The 16,524-nt window shown below is 57.4% G+C and carries 16 protein-coding genes; 6 read left to right on the top strand and 10 right to left on the bottom strand.

Annotated elements, in window-relative coordinates; all coding sequences use genetic code 11:
* Window positions 1-38: 38 nt before the first annotated feature.
* Together FJ695_RS22150 and FJ695_RS22155 are read right to left on the bottom strand one after the other, a co-directional pair.
* Window positions 39-320, bottom strand: coding sequence for an EscU/YscU/HrcU family type III secretion system export apparatus switch protein (locus FJ695_RS22150; RefSeq protein ID WP_141187460.1), 282 nt, complete (start codon window positions 318-320; stop codon window positions 39-41).
* A gap of 7 nt (window positions 321-327) precedes the next feature.
* Window positions 328-2,844, bottom strand: a complete 2,517-nt coding sequence (locus FJ695_RS22155; RefSeq protein ID WP_141187461.1) for a flagellar hook-length control protein FliK — start codon at window positions 2,842-2,844, stop codon at window positions 328-330.
* A 222-nt stretch (window positions 2,845-3,066) separates the two neighbouring features.
* On the opposite strand from FJ695_RS22155, the gene FJ695_RS22160 reads away from it, so the two are divergent.
* The 3 genes from FJ695_RS22160 to FJ695_RS22170 all read left to right on the top strand — a co-directional run bounded on the left by FJ695_RS22160 (window position 3,067) and on the right by FJ695_RS22170 (window position 5,378).
* Window positions 3,067-3,309, top strand: coding sequence for a DUF6455 family protein (locus FJ695_RS22160; RefSeq protein ID WP_168206554.1), 243 nt, complete (start codon window positions 3,067-3,069; stop codon window positions 3,307-3,309).
* Window positions 3,310-3,580: 271 nt separating this feature from the next.
* Entirely contained in the window at window positions 3,581-4,852 is a 1,272-nt protein-coding gene (locus FJ695_RS22165) for an agmatinase family protein (protein WP_209010777.1), read from the top strand.
* Window positions 4,833-5,378, top strand: a complete 546-nt coding sequence (locus FJ695_RS22170; protein ID WP_141187463.1) for a DUF3299 domain-containing protein — start codon at window positions 4,833-4,835, stop codon at window positions 5,376-5,378. Before FJ695_RS22165 ends, FJ695_RS22170 begins: the two co-directional genes overlap by 20 nt.
* A 39-nt stretch (window positions 5,379-5,417) precedes the next feature.
* Here FJ695_RS22170 and FJ695_RS22175 read toward each other — a convergent pair whose 3' ends face one another.
* Window positions 5,418-5,723, bottom strand: a complete 306-nt coding sequence (locus tag FJ695_RS22175; RefSeq protein ID WP_141187464.1) for a phosphatidylglycerophosphatase — start codon at window positions 5,721-5,723, stop codon at window positions 5,418-5,420.
* A gap of 742 nt (window positions 5,724-6,465) precedes the next feature.
* Here FJ695_RS22175 and FJ695_RS22180 point away from each other — a divergent pair.
* Complete coding sequence (locus FJ695_RS22180; protein WP_141187465.1) at window positions 6,466-6,723, top strand: YjhX family toxin; 258 nt, start codon at window positions 6,466-6,468, stop codon at window positions 6,721-6,723.
* Between the two features lie 149 nt (window positions 6,724-6,872).
* Here FJ695_RS22180 and FJ695_RS22185 read toward each other — a convergent pair whose 3' ends face one another.
* Both FJ695_RS22185 and soxR read right to left on the bottom strand, forming a co-directional pair.
* Entirely contained in the window at window positions 6,873-8,774 is a 1,902-nt protein-coding gene (locus FJ695_RS22185; RefSeq protein ID WP_141187466.1) for a PhoX family phosphatase, read from the bottom strand.
* Between the two features lie 234 nt (window positions 8,775-9,008).
* Entirely contained in the window at window positions 9,009-9,476 is a 468-nt protein-coding gene (soxR, locus tag FJ695_RS22190; RefSeq protein WP_141187467.1) for a redox-sensitive transcriptional activator SoxR, read from the bottom strand.
* A 99-nt stretch (window positions 9,477-9,575) separates the two neighbouring features.
* On the opposite strand from soxR, the gene FJ695_RS22195 reads away from it, so the two are divergent.
* Together FJ695_RS22195 and FJ695_RS22200 are read left to right on the top strand one after the other, a co-directional pair.
* Entirely contained in the window at window positions 9,576-9,965 is a 390-nt protein-coding gene (locus FJ695_RS22195; protein WP_141187468.1) for a VOC family protein, read from the top strand.
* 161 nt (window positions 9,966-10,126) lie between these two features.
* Window positions 10,127-11,272, top strand: a complete 1,146-nt coding sequence (locus FJ695_RS22200; protein WP_141187469.1) for a DSD1 family PLP-dependent enzyme — start codon at window positions 10,127-10,129, stop codon at window positions 11,270-11,272.
* 59 nt (window positions 11,273-11,331) lie between these two features.
* Here FJ695_RS22200 and FJ695_RS22205 read toward each other — a convergent pair whose 3' ends face one another.
* From FJ695_RS22205 to FJ695_RS22225, 5 genes are all read right to left on the bottom strand, one after another.
* Window positions 11,332-12,099, bottom strand: a complete 768-nt coding sequence (locus tag FJ695_RS22205; RefSeq protein WP_141187470.1) for an SDR family NAD(P)-dependent oxidoreductase — start codon at window positions 12,097-12,099, stop codon at window positions 11,332-11,334.
* Between the two features lie 156 nt (window positions 12,100-12,255).
* Complete coding sequence (locus FJ695_RS22210) at window positions 12,256-13,611, bottom strand: adenylate/guanylate cyclase domain-containing protein (protein WP_141187471.1); 1,356 nt, start codon at window positions 13,609-13,611, stop codon at window positions 12,256-12,258.
* A 77-nt stretch (window positions 13,612-13,688) separates the two neighbouring features.
* A complete protein-coding gene (locus FJ695_RS22215) occupies window positions 13,689-14,864 on the bottom strand; it encodes a helix-turn-helix transcriptional regulator (RefSeq protein ID WP_141187472.1) in 1,176 nt (391 codons plus the stop codon).
* 301 nt (window positions 14,865-15,165) lie between these two features.
* Entirely contained in the window at window positions 15,166-15,990 is an 825-nt protein-coding gene (locus tag FJ695_RS22220; RefSeq protein ID WP_141187473.1) for an MBL fold metallo-hydrolase, read from the bottom strand.
* Window positions 15,991-16,000: 10 nt separating this feature from the next.
* Window positions 16,001-16,459, bottom strand: a complete 459-nt coding sequence (locus tag FJ695_RS22225) for a cyclic nucleotide-binding domain-containing protein (protein ID WP_168206458.1) — start codon at window positions 16,457-16,459, stop codon at window positions 16,001-16,003.
* Window positions 16,460-16,524 lie beyond the last annotated feature (65 nt).

Raw genomic sequence — 16,524 nt, forward strand, 5'->3', positions numbered from 1 at the left:
CTCTACATGAGATCCAGGTTTGCCCCCTCATCGTGGAGCTAATCAGGCGCATTCTGCGCCTGGCCCGTGCGCATGATGAAGCCAATGAGGACCGCGACCGCCTGATAGAGCTCTATCGGGATTTCGTGGTCCACTTCGATTTGCGACAGGGCTTCGGCCATCATCGGGTTCTGCTCGATCGGAACACCAGCTTCACGGGCAATCTCTTCGATCCGCTCGGCCGCCGTGCCTGTTCCCTTGGCGCTAACGACCGGCGCCCCCTCTTCTTGGCGGTACTCAAGGGCAACGGCGATCTTGTCTGGAGTTTTGGAACTGCTCATCACCGCCTCACGATTGCCGGTTGATCAAGGCGCCATATTTGGCGGCGGTTTTCGGCGGAAGTCCGCGAATGAAGCGCAGTTCTTGAAGATCAAGGCCAGCATCTGCAAAGGCCGCCTCCATGGTTTCTTTCTGTCCGGTCAAAAGATCCAGCGTTTCCTTGCGGTCGACCCAGAGCGAGACAAAGGTGCCACCGCCCCGCAAACTGACGGCCGCCTCCAATGGACCCGTCGCCGTCAGGTCCAGAGCAAAGCGCAACCGCCAGGCCGGTTCGTCTTCCTCTTCGCCGTTTTGACCGCCACCGTCCCGGCCGATCTGCATTTGCATGACAGCTGTTTCCTGACCAAAGGCAATCGGCAGTTCCACGACCGCGTCCATTGGCTTGCCGGTTGCTGCCTGCGCGCCGTCATCACCGGCAAGACCGCCATTGACCAGCTGGGTCAACCGCATCCGGGCCAGTGCCGCGTCGGTTTCCTGCAGCAAGGATTGAAGGTTCTGTGGCGCGGATCCGGCCCAATAGCCGCTTGAAGTCTGCGGCGCTTGGCCCTGCGGGCTGCCATGCCGCGACGTTGGTGCGGGCTGGCGCGCCGGAAACCGGACGGCAGGCTCCGCGCCAAGCTGCTGCAGCAAGGATTTGAAGGATAGCAGTGCACTCTTTAGATCCGGCAGAGGTGTTTGCTGCCCGCCCGTTTGCAGCGGCACCTGGCCTTCCTTGAATTGTCCGGACTGGCGCACAGCTTGCTGCAGGGACGTTCCTGTCACCGGTTGACTGGGATTCAACCGCAACCCCAGGATCTGCTGCATGGCCTTTTGAACCGCATCCGGCATGGACACCTTCCCCGCCGACTGGGCAGACATCAAAGAACCGATCTGGGCAAACAACGCCCCAAGGCTGGCCTGTTGCTCTGAAAGCGGCTGGCGCAGAACGGACGCGGCCTGCTGCACCGGGGTTGCGGGCGCTGTTGCCACGGACGCGGCTGTCGATGCTCCCCCGCCAGCCGTCAGACCTGTAGGCATTGCAGTTTTGGCCGCCGAATAGGCTTGAGCAGGCGCGTGCGCTGCCGATGCCCCTGACGGGTTTGCGGCGGGAAGTCCGCTTTGCTGGTGCATCGTCTGAGAGACAAGCCCTGCAGATAATCCAGGCGCAGGCCCAGCTGGTCCCGTTGGCGCCGCTGGCGGTGCAGCTGGCGCTGCCTGTTGCCCGCTCCCTGAAACAGCTGCCTGCCCACCATGGCCAGCCGCATTGGCCGGCAACGGTGAAGCCTGCGGCGCTTGCCCGCCCGGTAATTGTTGAGCACCTGGGGCCGGGACTGCACCGGTAGGAGAAGCAGCTCCAGCGGTTGGTTGGGCCAGATTTGCGGGGGCCGGTGGTCCGCCCGTTTGCGCACTGGCAGATGGTCCTGGGGCCACGGGTCCCGTTGCTGTTGGCGGAATGTTTGGTCCACCCTGTCCACCCACCGGGACCGTAGCTGCAGACGGAAGGCCGGGCAGACTTCCTGCGGACGGCTGAACCACCGTTTGTGCACCGGAGAGAGCACCAGTTTGTGGAGCGGCCGGATTGTTTGACTGCGGTACAGACGATGCAGCGCTGGCGCCTGTGCTCGCCGGACCCGGCTCAGCCGCTGATTGGGTGCTGGTTGTCAAACTTGCCCCAGCTGCCCCTGGCCCAGCCACACCGAGCGACGTGTTTCCCAAGACCGGGCTCGTGCCCCCAGTGGATCCGCCTCCAATCGGGGCACCAGCGCCGAGTGCCGCCCCCTGCCCGGCTTGAGGTGCTCCGGCCTGGGATTGCCCCAAAACCACCGGACTGCCGGAGGTCGTTGTAACGCCCCCCTGCCCGGATTGGATATTTGTCGTCGGCGTGGCTCCAGTCGAAGTGGCGCCCGTCCCCGCCGCTGGCGACGGGTTTGATACCGGTATGGTGCCTTGGGTCGAAATTGAATTGGTGCCTGCCTGGCCTGCCGCCGGTTGTCCAGGCCCAGCATTCGTAGCCCCCCCGGGCACTGGCGCCGAAGCTGTTGGCAGCACTTGGTGAAGGGGTGTTGACAGAGCTGGCGTTTGCACGGGAAAACCTGTTTGCCCCGTTTGCGGCAAAACGCCCGTGGCCTGCAAAAACTGTGTCACGACCGGGGCCGGCTGCAGCAAACCATTTGCTGGCGGCGCCGGCTGCGGAGAGCTTGCTGGTGCAGATGGTTGCGCTGCAGGCGGCGGTGTCCCGCTGCTTGGCACCTGTTGTGCTGGAGGTTGACCGGAAGCGGGCGCATTCCCAGTTCCCGTTTGCGGGGTCAGGACAATAGACGGCTGCTGCTTCGTCCCGGATACAGTTACAGTGACATCGGAGCCGACCGGCAACGGCGCCGGCACCCGGAGTTCCACCGTTTTCGCCTCCGACGTCAGACGAACGACGCCCCCCGGCAGATTGGCATCGACTTTTGCGCGCAGTTCCGTGCCCGGCTCCAGGTCTTGGGCCGCCGTTCCACTTTGTGCTGTCGCTGGCAGCGGCTGTGCGCTGACCGTTTCCACCATGCCACCATCTCCAAGGGCGCTGTTTCCTCGACTACATTAGCGCTTCGAGTATGGCGGCTTTCTTAAAGCTTGGCGAGCGTTGACACGGATCAAGGCACCGACGGCCCAAAACCGTCATCTTATGTCCAGTTGTGCGGAATTCCGGAGGAATCCGGGCATCGGCTGAACCGATTTAATAGCCGCAACCAGACACGCAGGAGAGAGGAGATACCTGTGAACTGGATGGACCGATTGAACGAACGCGCTGAGCTTATGGGGCGCATGCTTGAGACCATAGGGGCGATGAAAGGCCTGCCTGGGGAGGACCATGCCGACATCGACCTGGAAGTCGCAGCAAGGCGCTGCATCAGCTGCGAGGGAACAGAAGAATGCCGGCATTGGCTCGACAGCCATTCTGATGGGGCAGACGCGCCCTTAAAGGCATGTCCGAACGCAGCCCTGTTCCAAAGCTGGCTGAAAGTCTGAATAAGCGGGCTCCCGCGTCCCTTGTTGGCTGCGGGAGCCAAATTTTTTGCTGTTTCCTCAAATACATCTCATTGCGATGCGCGTGTCGCGATCTGTGATTGTTCAACACCAAAATGGCTGCGCCGGGCGATTTTTGTCTCGTCTCGGGTCGTCCTTGGCTGATTTGCATAACCTCCCGCATTGCAAGTCGCCTGCCAGCTTTTACACCCTGGCATCTAGCGCAGCAGTCCTCTCATGCTAGTCTGGCTGGACAAACAGGGAGGGATGTCACATGCGCTGTGTTGCGACCTTACTATTGAATCTGCTGGTGCTCTGCTGCCTGTCTATACCGGCATCGGCGCAGCTCTTTGGCCACGAGTATGAGGGAACCCAAACTCCTATCCGTCCAGGAGAACAGCCGGTCGTTCCTCTCGACACTGAAGATCCGAGCTACAACGCCTGGCGCACACCGCTTCCCAGTTTCGAGGGATCGAAAGAAGGCCGAACACCTGGCCTTGTGGATCCGCAGCGGTTTTTTGGACAGGGCTACATGCAGCTGCCGACATTCCTGCACCAGCCGCTGGCTTTTACGCCAGAGGATCTGGCGGCCGGTAAAGTTGATGTGGCCATTATGGGCGCCTTCACCGACATGGGAAGTGGTGCCCGAGGCGCCTCTCGCGGGCCGAACGCGGTGCGCAATTCGTCGATTTATCTTGGGTACGGCGGCCGGCAGCCGCATATGCATGTCATGGTCGATCCCTTGCAAGACATGACGGTCGTCGACTACGGCAATGCCCCAAATGACATGATGAGCACGGAGCGCACGATCCACGCCGTCCGGTCTTTTGTGCGCCAGGCGGCAGAAGTCCAGCATGAAGACGGCAGCCGTGTCATCCCCTTCATCATTGGCGGCGATCATTCTCTGATGTATCCGGATGTGGCTGCTCTCACCGATGTTTACGGCAAAGGCAATGTGGGTGTGGTGCATTTCGATGCTCATTACGATGCCGGAAAATACGGCATGGGACACCTGATCAATCACGGTATGCCCGTCTATAGATTGATTGAAGAAGGGCTCGTTGAGGGCAAGAATTTCATTCAGGTCGCCTTGCGCGGTTATTATCCCGACGAAAAGGCTTTCGAATGGATGCGCAACAACGGTTTCCGCTATCACACCATGGCCGAGATCGAACGGCGCGGGTTCGACGCTGTGATGGAAGACGTGATCAAAGAGGCAAATGACGGCCCGGAATACATCTTCGTCTCATTCGATATTGACACGCTCGACCCGGCGTTCGTGCCTGGAACCGGCACACCTGAGCCCGGCGGTCTGATGCCGCGCGAGGTGTTCCCGATCATTCGGCGGTTGTGCGCAGAATCGAATGTGATTGGCTTCGAGCTCGTGGAGCTCGCGCCTTTGATGGACCCTACCTATGTGTCAGCACTGAACGCCAACAGGGTGATCCGGGAATGTCTGACTGGCATCGCCATGCGCAAGCAAGGCCTGACCGACCCGCACTACCTCAGTCCTTTGACGGTCACGCATGGCCAAAGCGGAAACTAACCGCCTATTCCTGAGCGTTTTTGCACTTTTTTGGGTTTGGGGCGGATCGGCACAAGCAGACCCTGTGGCGGTGACCTGGGCCGATCTGCGCGCAGATCGGCCGCCGTCTTGCGAAACTTTGATTGAAGGTTACCAGTCTCCGGCAAAGTGCAGCCAGCAGGCGGCCTCGGCCCGGCTGCTTTCCCGTCAGTACGAGAAATGCACACCGGGAAGGAGCGACCTCAACGGCCGGATTGTCCAGATTGCCGGATACGCTCACCCGCTTGAATTCGAGTTCCGGGATGTAAAAACTTTTTTGCTGATACCGCCCTTACGCCAGGATTGCAGCCACCCGCCACCGCCTCTACCGGACCAAGTGATTTCGGTGAGCTTTCCAGATGGCCTTAATGTGAACGCCGATCCGGTCTGGGTGACGGGCAGGCTTACGGTCGAGCGCGGTAAAACGCATTTGGCAACGGCCCGGTACGCGCTCGAAGCAATATCGGTCACGCAAGCAACAATCCCTGAGGTCGCTGCCAGGAAATGAGATTTTGCAGGTCTTCGGAAGTTCTGGCCGTCGTTCTGCCTAGTCGGCAGCGCCCCGGCGGCGGCTGAGCCAATAAGCAACGCCCCCTGCGGCGGCCCCGCCAACAAAGCGGAACGGGAACATAGCCAGTGCACCGGCATCCTGGGATATCGGCAGCGGCAGTTGAATCAGTCCGACGGCAGCTTCCAGAATCAACGAGAGCGCAGCTGCGGCAAAACCGGCAATCCAGAGTTTGCCGGTCTGATCCGCGCGCCAGCCGAGATAAATCCCGATCAACAGAGCGAAGGGGTTCAAAAAACCGGACAGGGTGAAAAGGTCAACCCATGTGTCAGAGAGCGATACCATAGCGCTGTCTTAGCGCCGCTATAACCAAAAAGCGAGTGCAATTCCGCCTCTGCTTTCGTGCGCGGTCAATCAACGCCGCAATACTCCAATTGCGCAGAAATTGTTGCTTTACATTCACGCCTTCCCAGAGGATGAATGACCTGTAAAAATATTCTTCTCTGAAATCGGAAGTTTCGAACTCAAATCTGTTCGAAAAATATTAAAATGACCGCACAGACATCGGACGCTGAACAAGACCCGACAATCGGAACACTTGAGGAAAGTGACCGGAGACTGGGAATTATCTGCGGTCACTGCAGCCGGTTCCGGTATTTAAGGTCCGCGCGCTATGCTGCTGATCTCACGCTTTCGGCTCTCGGGGCCTCTTTGACCTGCTCAAGGTGCGGATCAGACGATGTTCAGGCCATTGCCATCAGCCGCGATCCCCACAACGGGTATTGGCCAGCAGAGCGCAGCTGACGCCCACTCCAAATCTTGCAGGATTGCAACACCTGTCCCGTCTTGACCGGCCAAACCGGTTAGGCCCCTTGTGGTGATTTTTCCGTTGTGATACCGCCTATACCGCATTCTTTGAGAGGTTTTATGCGCGGATACAGCGAGTCCCGGTAAAACCCGGTTCGTTTCAGGGCCCTTCAGCCAAGATCGAAGGGACCAAATTAGCCGGGTCATCAAAAGTCCCACGCCGCATGCGTTAGCTGCGGTGACGGGTTTCTTTTGCTCAAAGACTGAAAATCACAGAACAATGGACATATCGAAAGCCGAACAGCGGGTTCTGCACCTGCTGGCTCAGGGCGGCTATATCCTTACCGAAAAGGACGAGGACGGCCGTATCTTGAAATACGAGACAATCACCCGCGATGGCTGGTTTTGGGCAGGCTGCTCGCCGCAGCTTTTTCACAAACTGAAGTACCGCAGGCTGATCGCCTCAAAGAAAAGCGGGCCTTACCGGATCACCAATCTGGGCTTGCGGCGCGTCCGCTCTCAGCTGGACAACCGGTAACGGCTCCTCCTCACCAATGCTGCCCCGGACTTGATCCGGGGCCAATTTTTACACATCAGATCAGGTCCCGGCTCAAGGTCGGGACGGCACAAAAGAAAAAGCGCGCCGGAAATCCGGCGCGCTTCTAGATTTGACCAAAGCTGTGAAGGTTAGCCGATCAGAGCGTTGTCCGCGCGCTTGACGGCGATGACGGCTGAGCGGGCCAGTTTGCCGTCGCCGTCCGGGAACGGCGCCTTCGGGTGCTGGATGCCGACAAAAAGCGTGCGGCGGTCAGCGGACCAGGTGACACCCGTCACTTCGGCGCCATAGGGCACGGTCATGAAACGCTCGATCTGACCGGTGACCGGGTCGCCAACCAGCATCTGGTTGTTGCCCATACCGGCGAAATCGCCTTCGTTTTTGTAGTTGCCGTCCGTCTGGATCCACAAAAGGCCCGACGTATCGAACATCATGCCGTCCGGCGAGTTGAACATGTTGCCGGCGTTGACGTTGGACGAGCCTGCATAGGCACTGTCACCGTGAACCTCCGGGTTGCCGGCCATAACATAGAGATCCCACTTGAAGGCACTTGCCGCATGGTCGTCATTGGCCGGGTACCAGCGGACGATTTGGCCGTAGTTGTTCTTCTCGCGCGGGTTCGGGCCGTTGACGGCGGTGTCGTCGCCACCGGCGTTCGGTTTGACGCCGCGGTTCTTGTTGTTGGTCAGCGCGCAGTAGGCTTCAACAGACACCGGGTTCACAGCTACCCATTCCGGACGGTCCATGGTGGTTGCGCCAACTTTGGACGCTGCCATGCGGGAGAAGATGCAGATCTCTTCCTTGCTCATGCCAGTTGCTTCCGGAGTGAGAGCCACCCATTCACCGTTGCCGTCGTCAGCGAACTTGGCAACATAAAGCTGACCGTCGTCCAGAAGACCGTCGGTTGGGGCACCTGGCGTATAGGTGCCATTGGAGACGAATTTATACAGGAATTCGCCGCGCTCATCGTCACCCATGTAAACAACAACCTGGCCGCTCGGCGCGAGCGTACAAGCGGCGTTTTCGTGCTTGAAACGGCCGAGAGCTGTGCGTTTGACCGGCGTTGAACTCGGGTTGGTCGGATCAATCTCAACGATGTAGCCCGCGCGGCGCGGCTCGTTGACGTTTTTGGAAATGTCGAACCGCGCGTCGAATTTTTCATAGCTGTAGCGGCTCTCGTTGGAGATCCCGTAGCGCTTGTAATCGTGCGGGCGCTCGAAGGTATCATCGGTGGACCCGAAATAGCCGTTAAAGTTTTCTTCGCAGGTCAGATATGTGCCCCACGGGGTCTTGCCGGCACCACAGTTGTTGAAGGTGCCGAGAGATTTGGTGCCGGTTGGGTCGGCGTCGGTCTTCAGAAGGTCATGACCGGCCGCAGGACCGGAAATCCGCATTTCCGTGTTATGGGTGATGCGGCGGTTGAACGGGCTGTCGACGACCACTTTCCAGCCGGCCGCCCCTTCTTCAACTTCCATCACGGTCACGCCCTGGAAGTTCTGCAGCATCTTAACGTCGTCAGCCGACCGCGGTTTGCCGTCTCCGGTGTGCGGCAGGTTGATCTTCGGGTTCACATATTCGCTGTTGACGGCAATCACTTGCTTGTCGCCAACAACAAACAGCTCCATGCCGTCAGTGTTTTCGCCGAAGACACGATCAGAAGAGGCGACCGGAACACCCGTCTCGCTGTCAAAATCAGCGGCGTCTGAGAACAGCTTATCGCCCCATTTCACCAAGATGTCCCAGGTATACCCTTCCGGAACATGCACGGTCGCATCGGTGGCAATGCCAACCGGAGAGAAGGCAAACCGGCCGGATGCCGCCTGAGCTTGTACAGATGTGGACGTCATCAAGCTGGCACCGGTGCCAAGGCCCATAACAGCCGCACCGGAACCAAAGGCAACCAGACCGCCAAGGAAACCGCGGCGCGACAGGCCCGCTTCAACAACACGGTCAAATTCGGTGATTTCTTCGGCCGGACGAACCAGCTCGTCCCACTCGTCCCAGGACAATTCGTCTTTGTTGATATCGGTCATAATTGCTCTCCAGAAGGATGGCTACTTAGATACGCTCATATGTGAGGTAAACAGCGATACCGAAAACAGCGTGACGCTAGCATGACAACAACGTCAAAGTTGCCCTGTTCAGCCACGGGATAAACTTGCTTTTGATCGTCGCCGAACGAACGAGTTTGGCCGCTCCCCTTAATACACCGCTGTCTCCTTACTTTTGGGCGGCAGACCGGGTTTTCAAATTAATTTTCAGAAAGGTCAGCCCTCGTCCGGCAGATCGGGAACATCTCCCAAAAGATAGCGCGGGCCCCGCCCGTGGCGGCTGGCCGCATCGCCGGCGTTGTAGAGCTTGCATTTCTGCATCGACAGGCAACCGCAGCCAATACAGCCATCCAGTTTTTCCCGAAGAGCCATCAATCCCTCGATCTTTCGATCAAGATGCGCCCTAAAGCCCCTACTGATTTTGGTCCAGTCCGACTTTGTCGGCGCTCGGCCGTCTGGTAATTTCTGAAGTTGTTCGGCAATCTCGGTGATGGAAAATCCGAATTCCTGCGCCACCAACACAAAGGAGAGGCGCCTTAAATCTGCACGCAAAAAGCGCCTCTGGCCGCCTTTGTTGCGCACGGAGGTGACCAAGCCTTTTGTCTCGTAAAAGCGGATCGCCGACACCGACACCCCCGTCCGCTCGGCCAGCTCCCCGATTGACAATAAATCCGTGCCTTTCACAAGCACCTCCAAAAAATGATGTTTCAGCCCTTGACCTCAACTTAACTTGAGGAATTATCTCTGGTGTCCAACACAAGTCAAATCTTGAAAGGACACACAATGTCAGGCGCATTTTTGGAACATGTGAACGTCACCGTGAGTGATCCAGAGGCCACAGCAAAACGGCTGAATGACTGGTTCGGCTGGGAGATCCGCTGGAAGGGTGATAGCTTGGGCGGCGGCACCACCTACCATATCGGCAATGATACCAGTTATATCGCCGCCTATACGCCGCCAAAGAAGACCGAAGCTCTGCAAGGTGAGAGCTACGGTATCCGCGGTGGTCTCAATCACATTGCGGTCGTTGTCGACGATCTGGACGCGACGGAAGAGCTAATAAATGCCGGTGGCTATCAGACCAAGAACCACGCCGACTACGAGCCTGGCCGCCGGTTTTACTTCGACGATGACGACGGCATCGAGTTCGAAGTGGTCAGTTATTCGGACTAACGAACGCTCCGAGCCGAACCGGTATCAGATGCCAGAAAAACTGCCCCGTCTCCCAAGAGTTTTGAGAGGCGGGGGCGGTCTGGCGAACCCTCGATTTGGCAATAGGAAAATGATCTGCTGGCGTTTACGGTGTGTCCGGAATCACGAAGGACGGACCCGGAATGACAATTTCAGACTCTCGATTTGATGCACTCGAAACCCCATCGCTGATAGTTGATGAACAGCGAATGACACGAAACATCCGTCGCTTAGCAGATCACATCAAAATCAAAGGCGGCACGCTCCGGCCGCATTTGAAGACGGTCAAGTCGAAGGAGATTGCCAAGCGGCTTTTGACGGATGGAACAGGTCCAGCAACGGTCTCGACCCTCGCAGAAGCTGAAGTGTTTGCCGAAATGGGCGTGCGCGACATCACCTATGCGGTTGGTATCACGCCGCAAAAGCTAGACCGGGTGGCAGCAATCCAGACCCGCGGCTGCGATCTTTCCGTCATCCTCGACAGTGTGGCCCAGGCACAAGCCGTGGCGGATGCCTCCGAACGGCTTGGCCAAAAAATTCCTGCCCTGATCGAAATTGATTGTGATGGCCATCGCAGTGGTGTTGCCCCCGAAGATCCTGTTTTGCTCGAAATCGGCAAGATCCTGGCGGATAGCGCGGAGTTGCGCGGTGTGTTGACCCATGCCGGGGAAAGCTATGAGGTATCGGGCAAAAAAGCTCATGCGGACTTCGCCGAAATGGAACGCAGGGGCGCAACGCGGGCAGCCGATCGGCTGCGTGCCGCCGAACTGCCCTGCCCGGTCGTCAGCATTGGTTCCACCCCAACAGCGCATGCCGTTCAAAATCTCGAGGGCGTAACGGAAGTCCGCGCCGGTGTTTATGTCTTCTTTGACCTGGTGCAGGCCGGGATCGGTGTCTGTGACGTTGATGACATCGCCCTGTCCGTTCTGACAACCGTGCTGGGGCATCAGCGCGACAAGGGCTGGATCATCACTGATGCCGGTTGGATGGCCATGTCCCGGGATCGCGGCACGGCGGCACAAGAGGCCGATCAGGGCTATGGTCTTGTCTGCGATGAAACTGGCAAGGTTCTACCAGACCTAATCGTGATCAAGGCCAATCAGGAACACGGGATCATTGCCCTTCGGCCTGGAAGCACAACTCCCCTGCCCGATCTGCCACTTGGAACCCGGCTTCGCATTCTTCCCAATCACGCCTGTGCGACTGCCGCACAATATGGCGCCTACCATGTTGTCCCAGCTGCCCCCGGCGCTGACCTCAAAACATGGCGACGTTTCGGCGGCTGGTAACAATAGAAAATCGGGCGGAAGACCACCCGTTTCCTATCCCGAAACCCAAGGGCGAACACTTACCGCGGCGCCATCCGGATCGCGCCGTCGAGACGAATGGTTTCGCCGTTGAGCATGTCGTTTTCGCAGATGGCTTTAACCAGCTGAGCATATTCCGTCGCCCGGCCGAGGCGGGACGGGAACGGCACTTGCTGACCAAGGGAATCCTGAACCTCTTGAGAAAGGCCCAGCAGCATTGGGGTCTCGAAAATACCGGGCGCGATGGTCATAACCCGGATGCCGGTTTTCGAGAGATCCCGGGCAACCGGCAGCGTCATTCCGGCAACACCCGCCTTGGATGCAGCATAAGCGACTTGACCGATCTGGCCATCGAACGCCGCAACCGAAGCTGTGGAGACAATGACACCACGGCCGCCATCGGCAGTCACCGGATCAAGAGTGGTCATGCCAGTGGCAGCCAAAGAGATGCAGCGGAAAGATCCGATCAAGTTGACCGAAATGACCTTCTCGAACATATCCATCGGATGTGGCTCACCGCGCGACGTGGTTTTACCCACTGGCGCAATGCCGGCGCAATTGACCAGAATGCGTTCCTGGCCGTGGGCCGCGCGGGCTGTTTCAAACCCGGCTTCAACGCTGGCCTGATCGGTGACATCAACGTCGGCAAACACGCCGCCGATTTCCTGCGCAACGGCGGCGCCTTGTTCCGCGTTTCGATCGAACAGCGTCACCTTGACACCTTCCGCTGCCAGCATCCGCGCGGTCGCCGCGCCCAGACCTGACGCTCCACCAGTGACAACAGCTGCCAAAGATTGATCCAGCTTCATCAAAGCCTCCTCAGAATTTAATCTATTGATATTCAACAGATAATTATTAGTTGATTGACGAAAACGTCAATTTGAGAGGCAAAGTGTCTGAGTTTCCGCCATTCGTCAAGCTTGATTGCGCTGATTTGCTGGAAATGCGGAGACTGAGAAGTTGTGTCAGTTAGACAGCACTGCGAGATCGACCGGGTCCGGAATGCCGCCAACCGAGCTTGCACGGCGGATGTCCACAGCAGGTCCGGAATAACCTTGCGCTTTTGCAAGTTCCAGCGATGCACAATCGGTCAAAGCGGTACTTTTCTGCGCTTTATTGGCATCTTCCAGCTTGGCCGCCCGGTTAACCGCATCGCCGATCACTGTAAATTCAAGCCGGTCCTTGGATCCGATCACCCCGACCGTGACCGGACCGGCAGCGACCGCCGTGCCGATCCGCAATTCGTACGGCCAGCCGGCATCCTTGAACCGGTCCTGCGCCGACTTGACCGCTTCCGCCAACCCTTGTGCTGCACGCAAGGCATCGGCGGCATAGGTCTGCGATGGCGCCACTGCGCCAAAAGTGGCCAGGATACCGTCCCCCAAGAACTTATCGACCTGTCCGCCTTCCCGATTGATCACCTCAACGGCCAGATTCTGATATTCTGCGAGCACCGCTAGAACCTTTTCCGGCGGCAGCAGTGCCGATGTCGATGTAAACGATCGGATGTCGGCATAGAGGATCGCAGCTTCCCGAAGACTGCCCTCCCCGGCCTCCAAGGCTTGATGGGCGTCGGTAATGGAAGACGCCACTTCCGGCGCAAAGAACCGTTTCAGATCCTCAGCTGCGCTATGTTCCCGCGTTGCTTCAAACAGCATTGATCGCCCGCGGAACAGGGCGACGGACAACAGCACCGTGACGGCTAATATGACCATGGTCTTGTCGAGTTCCGCACCGATCAGGATGCTGTTGCCGGTGAGATATTCAACATAGTTGCGGGTCACCCGCATGCCGCCCATGTCTGAAAAAACCGCGTAAAACACCAACCCGATCCAGCCAGCGATTGCAACCATTCCCGTGGTTAGAACAAATCTTGGATCGAACCGCAGCGCCCGCAACCCAATGAAAATGAAGACATACATCAAGGTCGGTGTCTTCAAATAAAAGGTCGGATGCTGGTCATATTGAATATGGAAGGAAAAAATCAGCCCGACGAGAAGTGCCATATCCACGCAAATGGATATCAGCAGAAACCATTGCGGCAATTCAAAGCGGTAGGACAGCGCCAGCCGGGTGACGGTGAAAAGGAAATAAGTCCCAAGTGCAATCGGCACAAAATTGAACCCGGCAGATCCTTCCGCCCGGGGCGCAATGATATAGAGCGTTGAAAAAAACAGGACGAGCGCCAGTTGGACCCAACCGATCAGCCGCTCAGACGCGGCCTCACGCGCTGCGATTTCCGCCCGAACTCGATCGGGCAGGCCGGTGTCCGGCGGTCCGCCACGCAAAATATATCGGATGGTTTCGCTCAATCTCGCCATGGCACACCCGTTGACTGTTGGGCTGAATGTCGCTGCTGACGCCCAGTTTGACAAGCCGACCGCGCCGGAATGTGAGCTTATGTGATTGCCCCGGCATTTGGAGCATCTGAACCGGACATACGCAACTTCTCAACAGCCATAACGAGATCCGCCTGGCGTCGGCAGCCGCTTTTTGATAGCGCCGATTTGATCTGATTGCGCACCGTATGGATGCTCACAGACCGGTGGCTGGCAACTTCGGCTGCCGTCATGCCATCCGCCAGAAGTAATGCGATCTCAGCTTCCACCTGACTCAAACCAAGCGTACTCTGGACCACACCACCAATTTCCAGAACCGGCGCTTCCGCCTTTAGTGCCAACAAGAGCGCGGCAGTTGATCTGTCAAAAAAAGCGCCAAAGGGCGAGCGGTCCATGTCGCCAAGGCACAATCCGATCGCCCGGCAGGTCCAGCTTTGTCCCCTTTCACCGTCAATGTGCCAGCTTCGGAAGACCGATTGTTTGCCTTTGGATTGAAGGCGCGCCAGCTGAGCAATGCATGTCTGGACGGAAGATGAGGTAAGCCGCAATTTCCCGCCTAAGCTGGTCTGGATTGGCTCACCGCGCTCAATCAACCGTTCAGCTTCCGAGCTGGCATAATGAATCCGCATCTCGGGATCGACCAGAACGACAGCTGTTTGCGATCCCAATTTGTGCTGATCAGCAGCCCATTTTTCAAAGGACAGGCCCGAGATCATCCGGTTGATTTCCAAAGACTGGCGCATGATCGGGGCGATGCGTGCGCACAAGGACAACCAGCGTTGCTCGTGGCCTTCTTGATCTTTGGCGCGCATGTTGCCGCCGAACAGGAACATCCGGTTTTCATCGCGAAGAAGCAACGTCCCGCCGCCGTAATAAATGTCCTCTGACGGACGCAGCAAATCGGCATAAAAGCCGGTCTTTTTCATAACCTCAGCAGGACACAATTCAGTGGAAGAGGCAACTTGGCCCACCTTCATGGCCTCAAAGTTTAGCGCGTAAGGATTTTCATCGAGATAGTGCTCTTGGTAGAGCTCCAAGATTTCGGGGTCATAGCCAGATGCATATGCAAGCGGGGCGGCGCTAGTTTCAAGATCGTATCCCATGATCTGGGTGCAGACCTGAGGCCCAAGGACCCTGCCAAGGGAATCAACAACTTGCTGCCAGCGATCAGGTTCCATGGCCGCTGCAAGGATGTCATTAGAAACATCCGCAAATTGTTCAACTGTAACTGGCACACGCCCTCCAATTCCCTTTTGGTCCGTCGATCATGTCCAGACCTGAAACAATTTACTATGGCATAGCCCAAATGGGTCATGCCTGCTGCAAGAAATTTGTATACAAGATTTTTGATTGCGTTGATCGCTTTGCCGATACGGAGTTTTCCTCCCAAAGCATCGCGAGCCTGAATTGCACTCATGTGCTCCCACAAGCACGCAATTCAAAAAACGGATCGATTATTGAAAATCCATACTCAAGTTTGGCGGCCGTTTTGGCCGCCTCTTTTTTGAGGAACATCGCTCGAAGCGTGGCACGCCGTCACGGTGTCAAAAGCATGCCTTCGCGGGCAACGACTGTTCCGGGATGGATTTTTTGCGCCGCTTGGCCAATCTCATCGAGTTCATCATCAGACCGGCATGGATCATGATGAAACAATACGGGAGTTTTGACTTTGGCGGTTTGGGCCAGTTCGACAGCTTTTTGCCAGGTTGAATGCCCCCACCCCTTGAACCTTTCATATTCGGCATCGGTGAACATGGCGTCGTAGATCATGATATCCGCGCCTTGAACAAACTTTGGCAACGCGGCATCGATTTCGGGGTCTCCATGTTCATGATCAGTAATGATGCAAATGGACTTGCCTTGATAGTCGAACCGGTATCCGCACGCACCGCCCGGGTGGTTGAGGCGGACCGTTTTGATCACCAAATCATCGGTCCTTGGCAGGGCATCTCCTGCCGTAAAAGTTTTGAAGTCCACAGCCTTCAGTGTTTTGGCCGCGACTGGAAAAATCGGCGGCGACATGATCCGGCTGACAATGTCCACCAAACTGGTGCCATCTTGGAAATGCCCGGCCCAGGCTGTTACGGAGAAATTGGGATCGTATGCGGGCTTAAAGAACGGCAGGCCACAAATGTGATCGAGGTGCGTGTGCGTGAACAGAAGATCAAAGGAGCGAGACCCGGCGCAGCACAATTCCAGTCCCAGATTGCGGGCACCTGATCCACAATCGATCTGCACGAGCGCATCACCGGCCCGCAGCTCAAAACAGGCTGTTTCGCCGCCATACCGCAGAGTTTTTTGACCAGGCGTTGGTGTCGACCCGCGCACGCCCCAGCACCGAAGTGAGAAATTCTCTGCCACTTACAACTCCTTACCCGCCGCTGTTGCCCTGACGGGCTTCAGCTAGATCCCGGGTCGTGCGTTCCAAACGTAAGGCCAACGTCCGCATCACTTCCAGCGAGATATCCGGAAACTCATTCAAAAGCTTTAAGAAATCGTCTTTTGAGACCATCAGCACATCCATGCTGTTGGCGGCAACCAGAGTGGCCGTTCTTGGAACGTCGCAAAGAATTGCGATTTCGCCGACGATGGAGTTCTCCGAAACCTGGGCGACCTTCTTTTCACCCGCTGGGGTTTGCACCAGAACATCAGCATCACCAGCCAGAATGATAAACGCGCTGTCGCCTTCCTCCCCTTGCGTACACAGGCGTTCCCCCGCCTGAAACTCAGTCCTGTCGCTGATAAAAGCCAGCAACCGGAGCTTTGTTTCGTCAATGCCGCGGAACAAGGGCACTTTACGCAGTGCTTCAACTTCGGCTTCAAGCGTCACAATCTTCTCCATAGAGCCATTCATTCGGCCCCTTCGTGTTATTCCCCTCAAACCCGGCCTAAACA

It is taken from the genome of Labrenzia sp. PHM005, assembly GCF_006517275.1.
GTDB lineage: Bacteria > Pseudomonadota > Alphaproteobacteria > Rhizobiales > Stappiaceae > Roseibium.

What these genes read in the sequence shown, in the direction of transcription:
- FJ695_RS22150 (WP_141187460.1), bottom strand. Translation starts at nt 320, where the DNA reads ATGAGCAGTTCCAAAACTCCAGACAAGATCGCCGTTGCCCTTGAGTAC.
- FJ695_RS22155 (WP_141187461.1), bottom strand. Translation starts at nt 2,844, where the DNA reads ATGGTGGAAACGGTCAGCGCACAGCCGCTGCCAGCGACAGCACAAAGT.
- FJ695_RS22160 (WP_168206554.1), top strand. Translation starts at nt 3,067, where the DNA reads ATGGACCGATTGAACGAACGCGCTGAGCTTATGGGGCGCATGCTTGAG.
- FJ695_RS22165 (WP_209010777.1), top strand. Translation starts at nt 3,581, where the DNA reads ATGCGCTGTGTTGCGACCTTACTATTGAATCTGCTGGTGCTCTGCTGC.
- FJ695_RS22170 (WP_141187463.1), top strand. Translation starts at nt 4,833, where the DNA reads ATGGCCAAAGCGGAAACTAACCGCCTATTCCTGAGCGTTTTTGCACTT.
- FJ695_RS22175 (WP_141187464.1), bottom strand. Translation starts at nt 5,723, where the DNA reads ATGGTATCGCTCTCTGACACATGGGTTGACCTTTTCACCCTGTCCGGT.
- FJ695_RS22180 (WP_141187465.1), top strand. Translation starts at nt 6,466, where the DNA reads ATGGACATATCGAAAGCCGAACAGCGGGTTCTGCACCTGCTGGCTCAG.
- FJ695_RS22185 (WP_141187466.1), bottom strand. Translation starts at nt 8,774, where the DNA reads ATGACCGATATCAACAAAGACGAATTGTCCTGGGACGAGTGGGACGAG.
- FJ695_RS22195 (WP_141187468.1), top strand. Translation starts at nt 9,576, where the DNA reads ATGTCAGGCGCATTTTTGGAACATGTGAACGTCACCGTGAGTGATCCA.
- FJ695_RS22200 (WP_141187469.1), top strand. Translation starts at nt 10,127, where the DNA reads ATGACAATTTCAGACTCTCGATTTGATGCACTCGAAACCCCATCGCTG.
- FJ695_RS22205 (WP_141187470.1), bottom strand. Translation starts at nt 12,099, where the DNA reads ATGAAGCTGGATCAATCTTTGGCAGCTGTTGTCACTGGTGGAGCGTCA.
- FJ695_RS22210 (WP_141187471.1), bottom strand. Translation starts at nt 13,611, where the DNA reads ATGGCGAGATTGAGCGAAACCATCCGATATATTTTGCGTGGCGGACCG.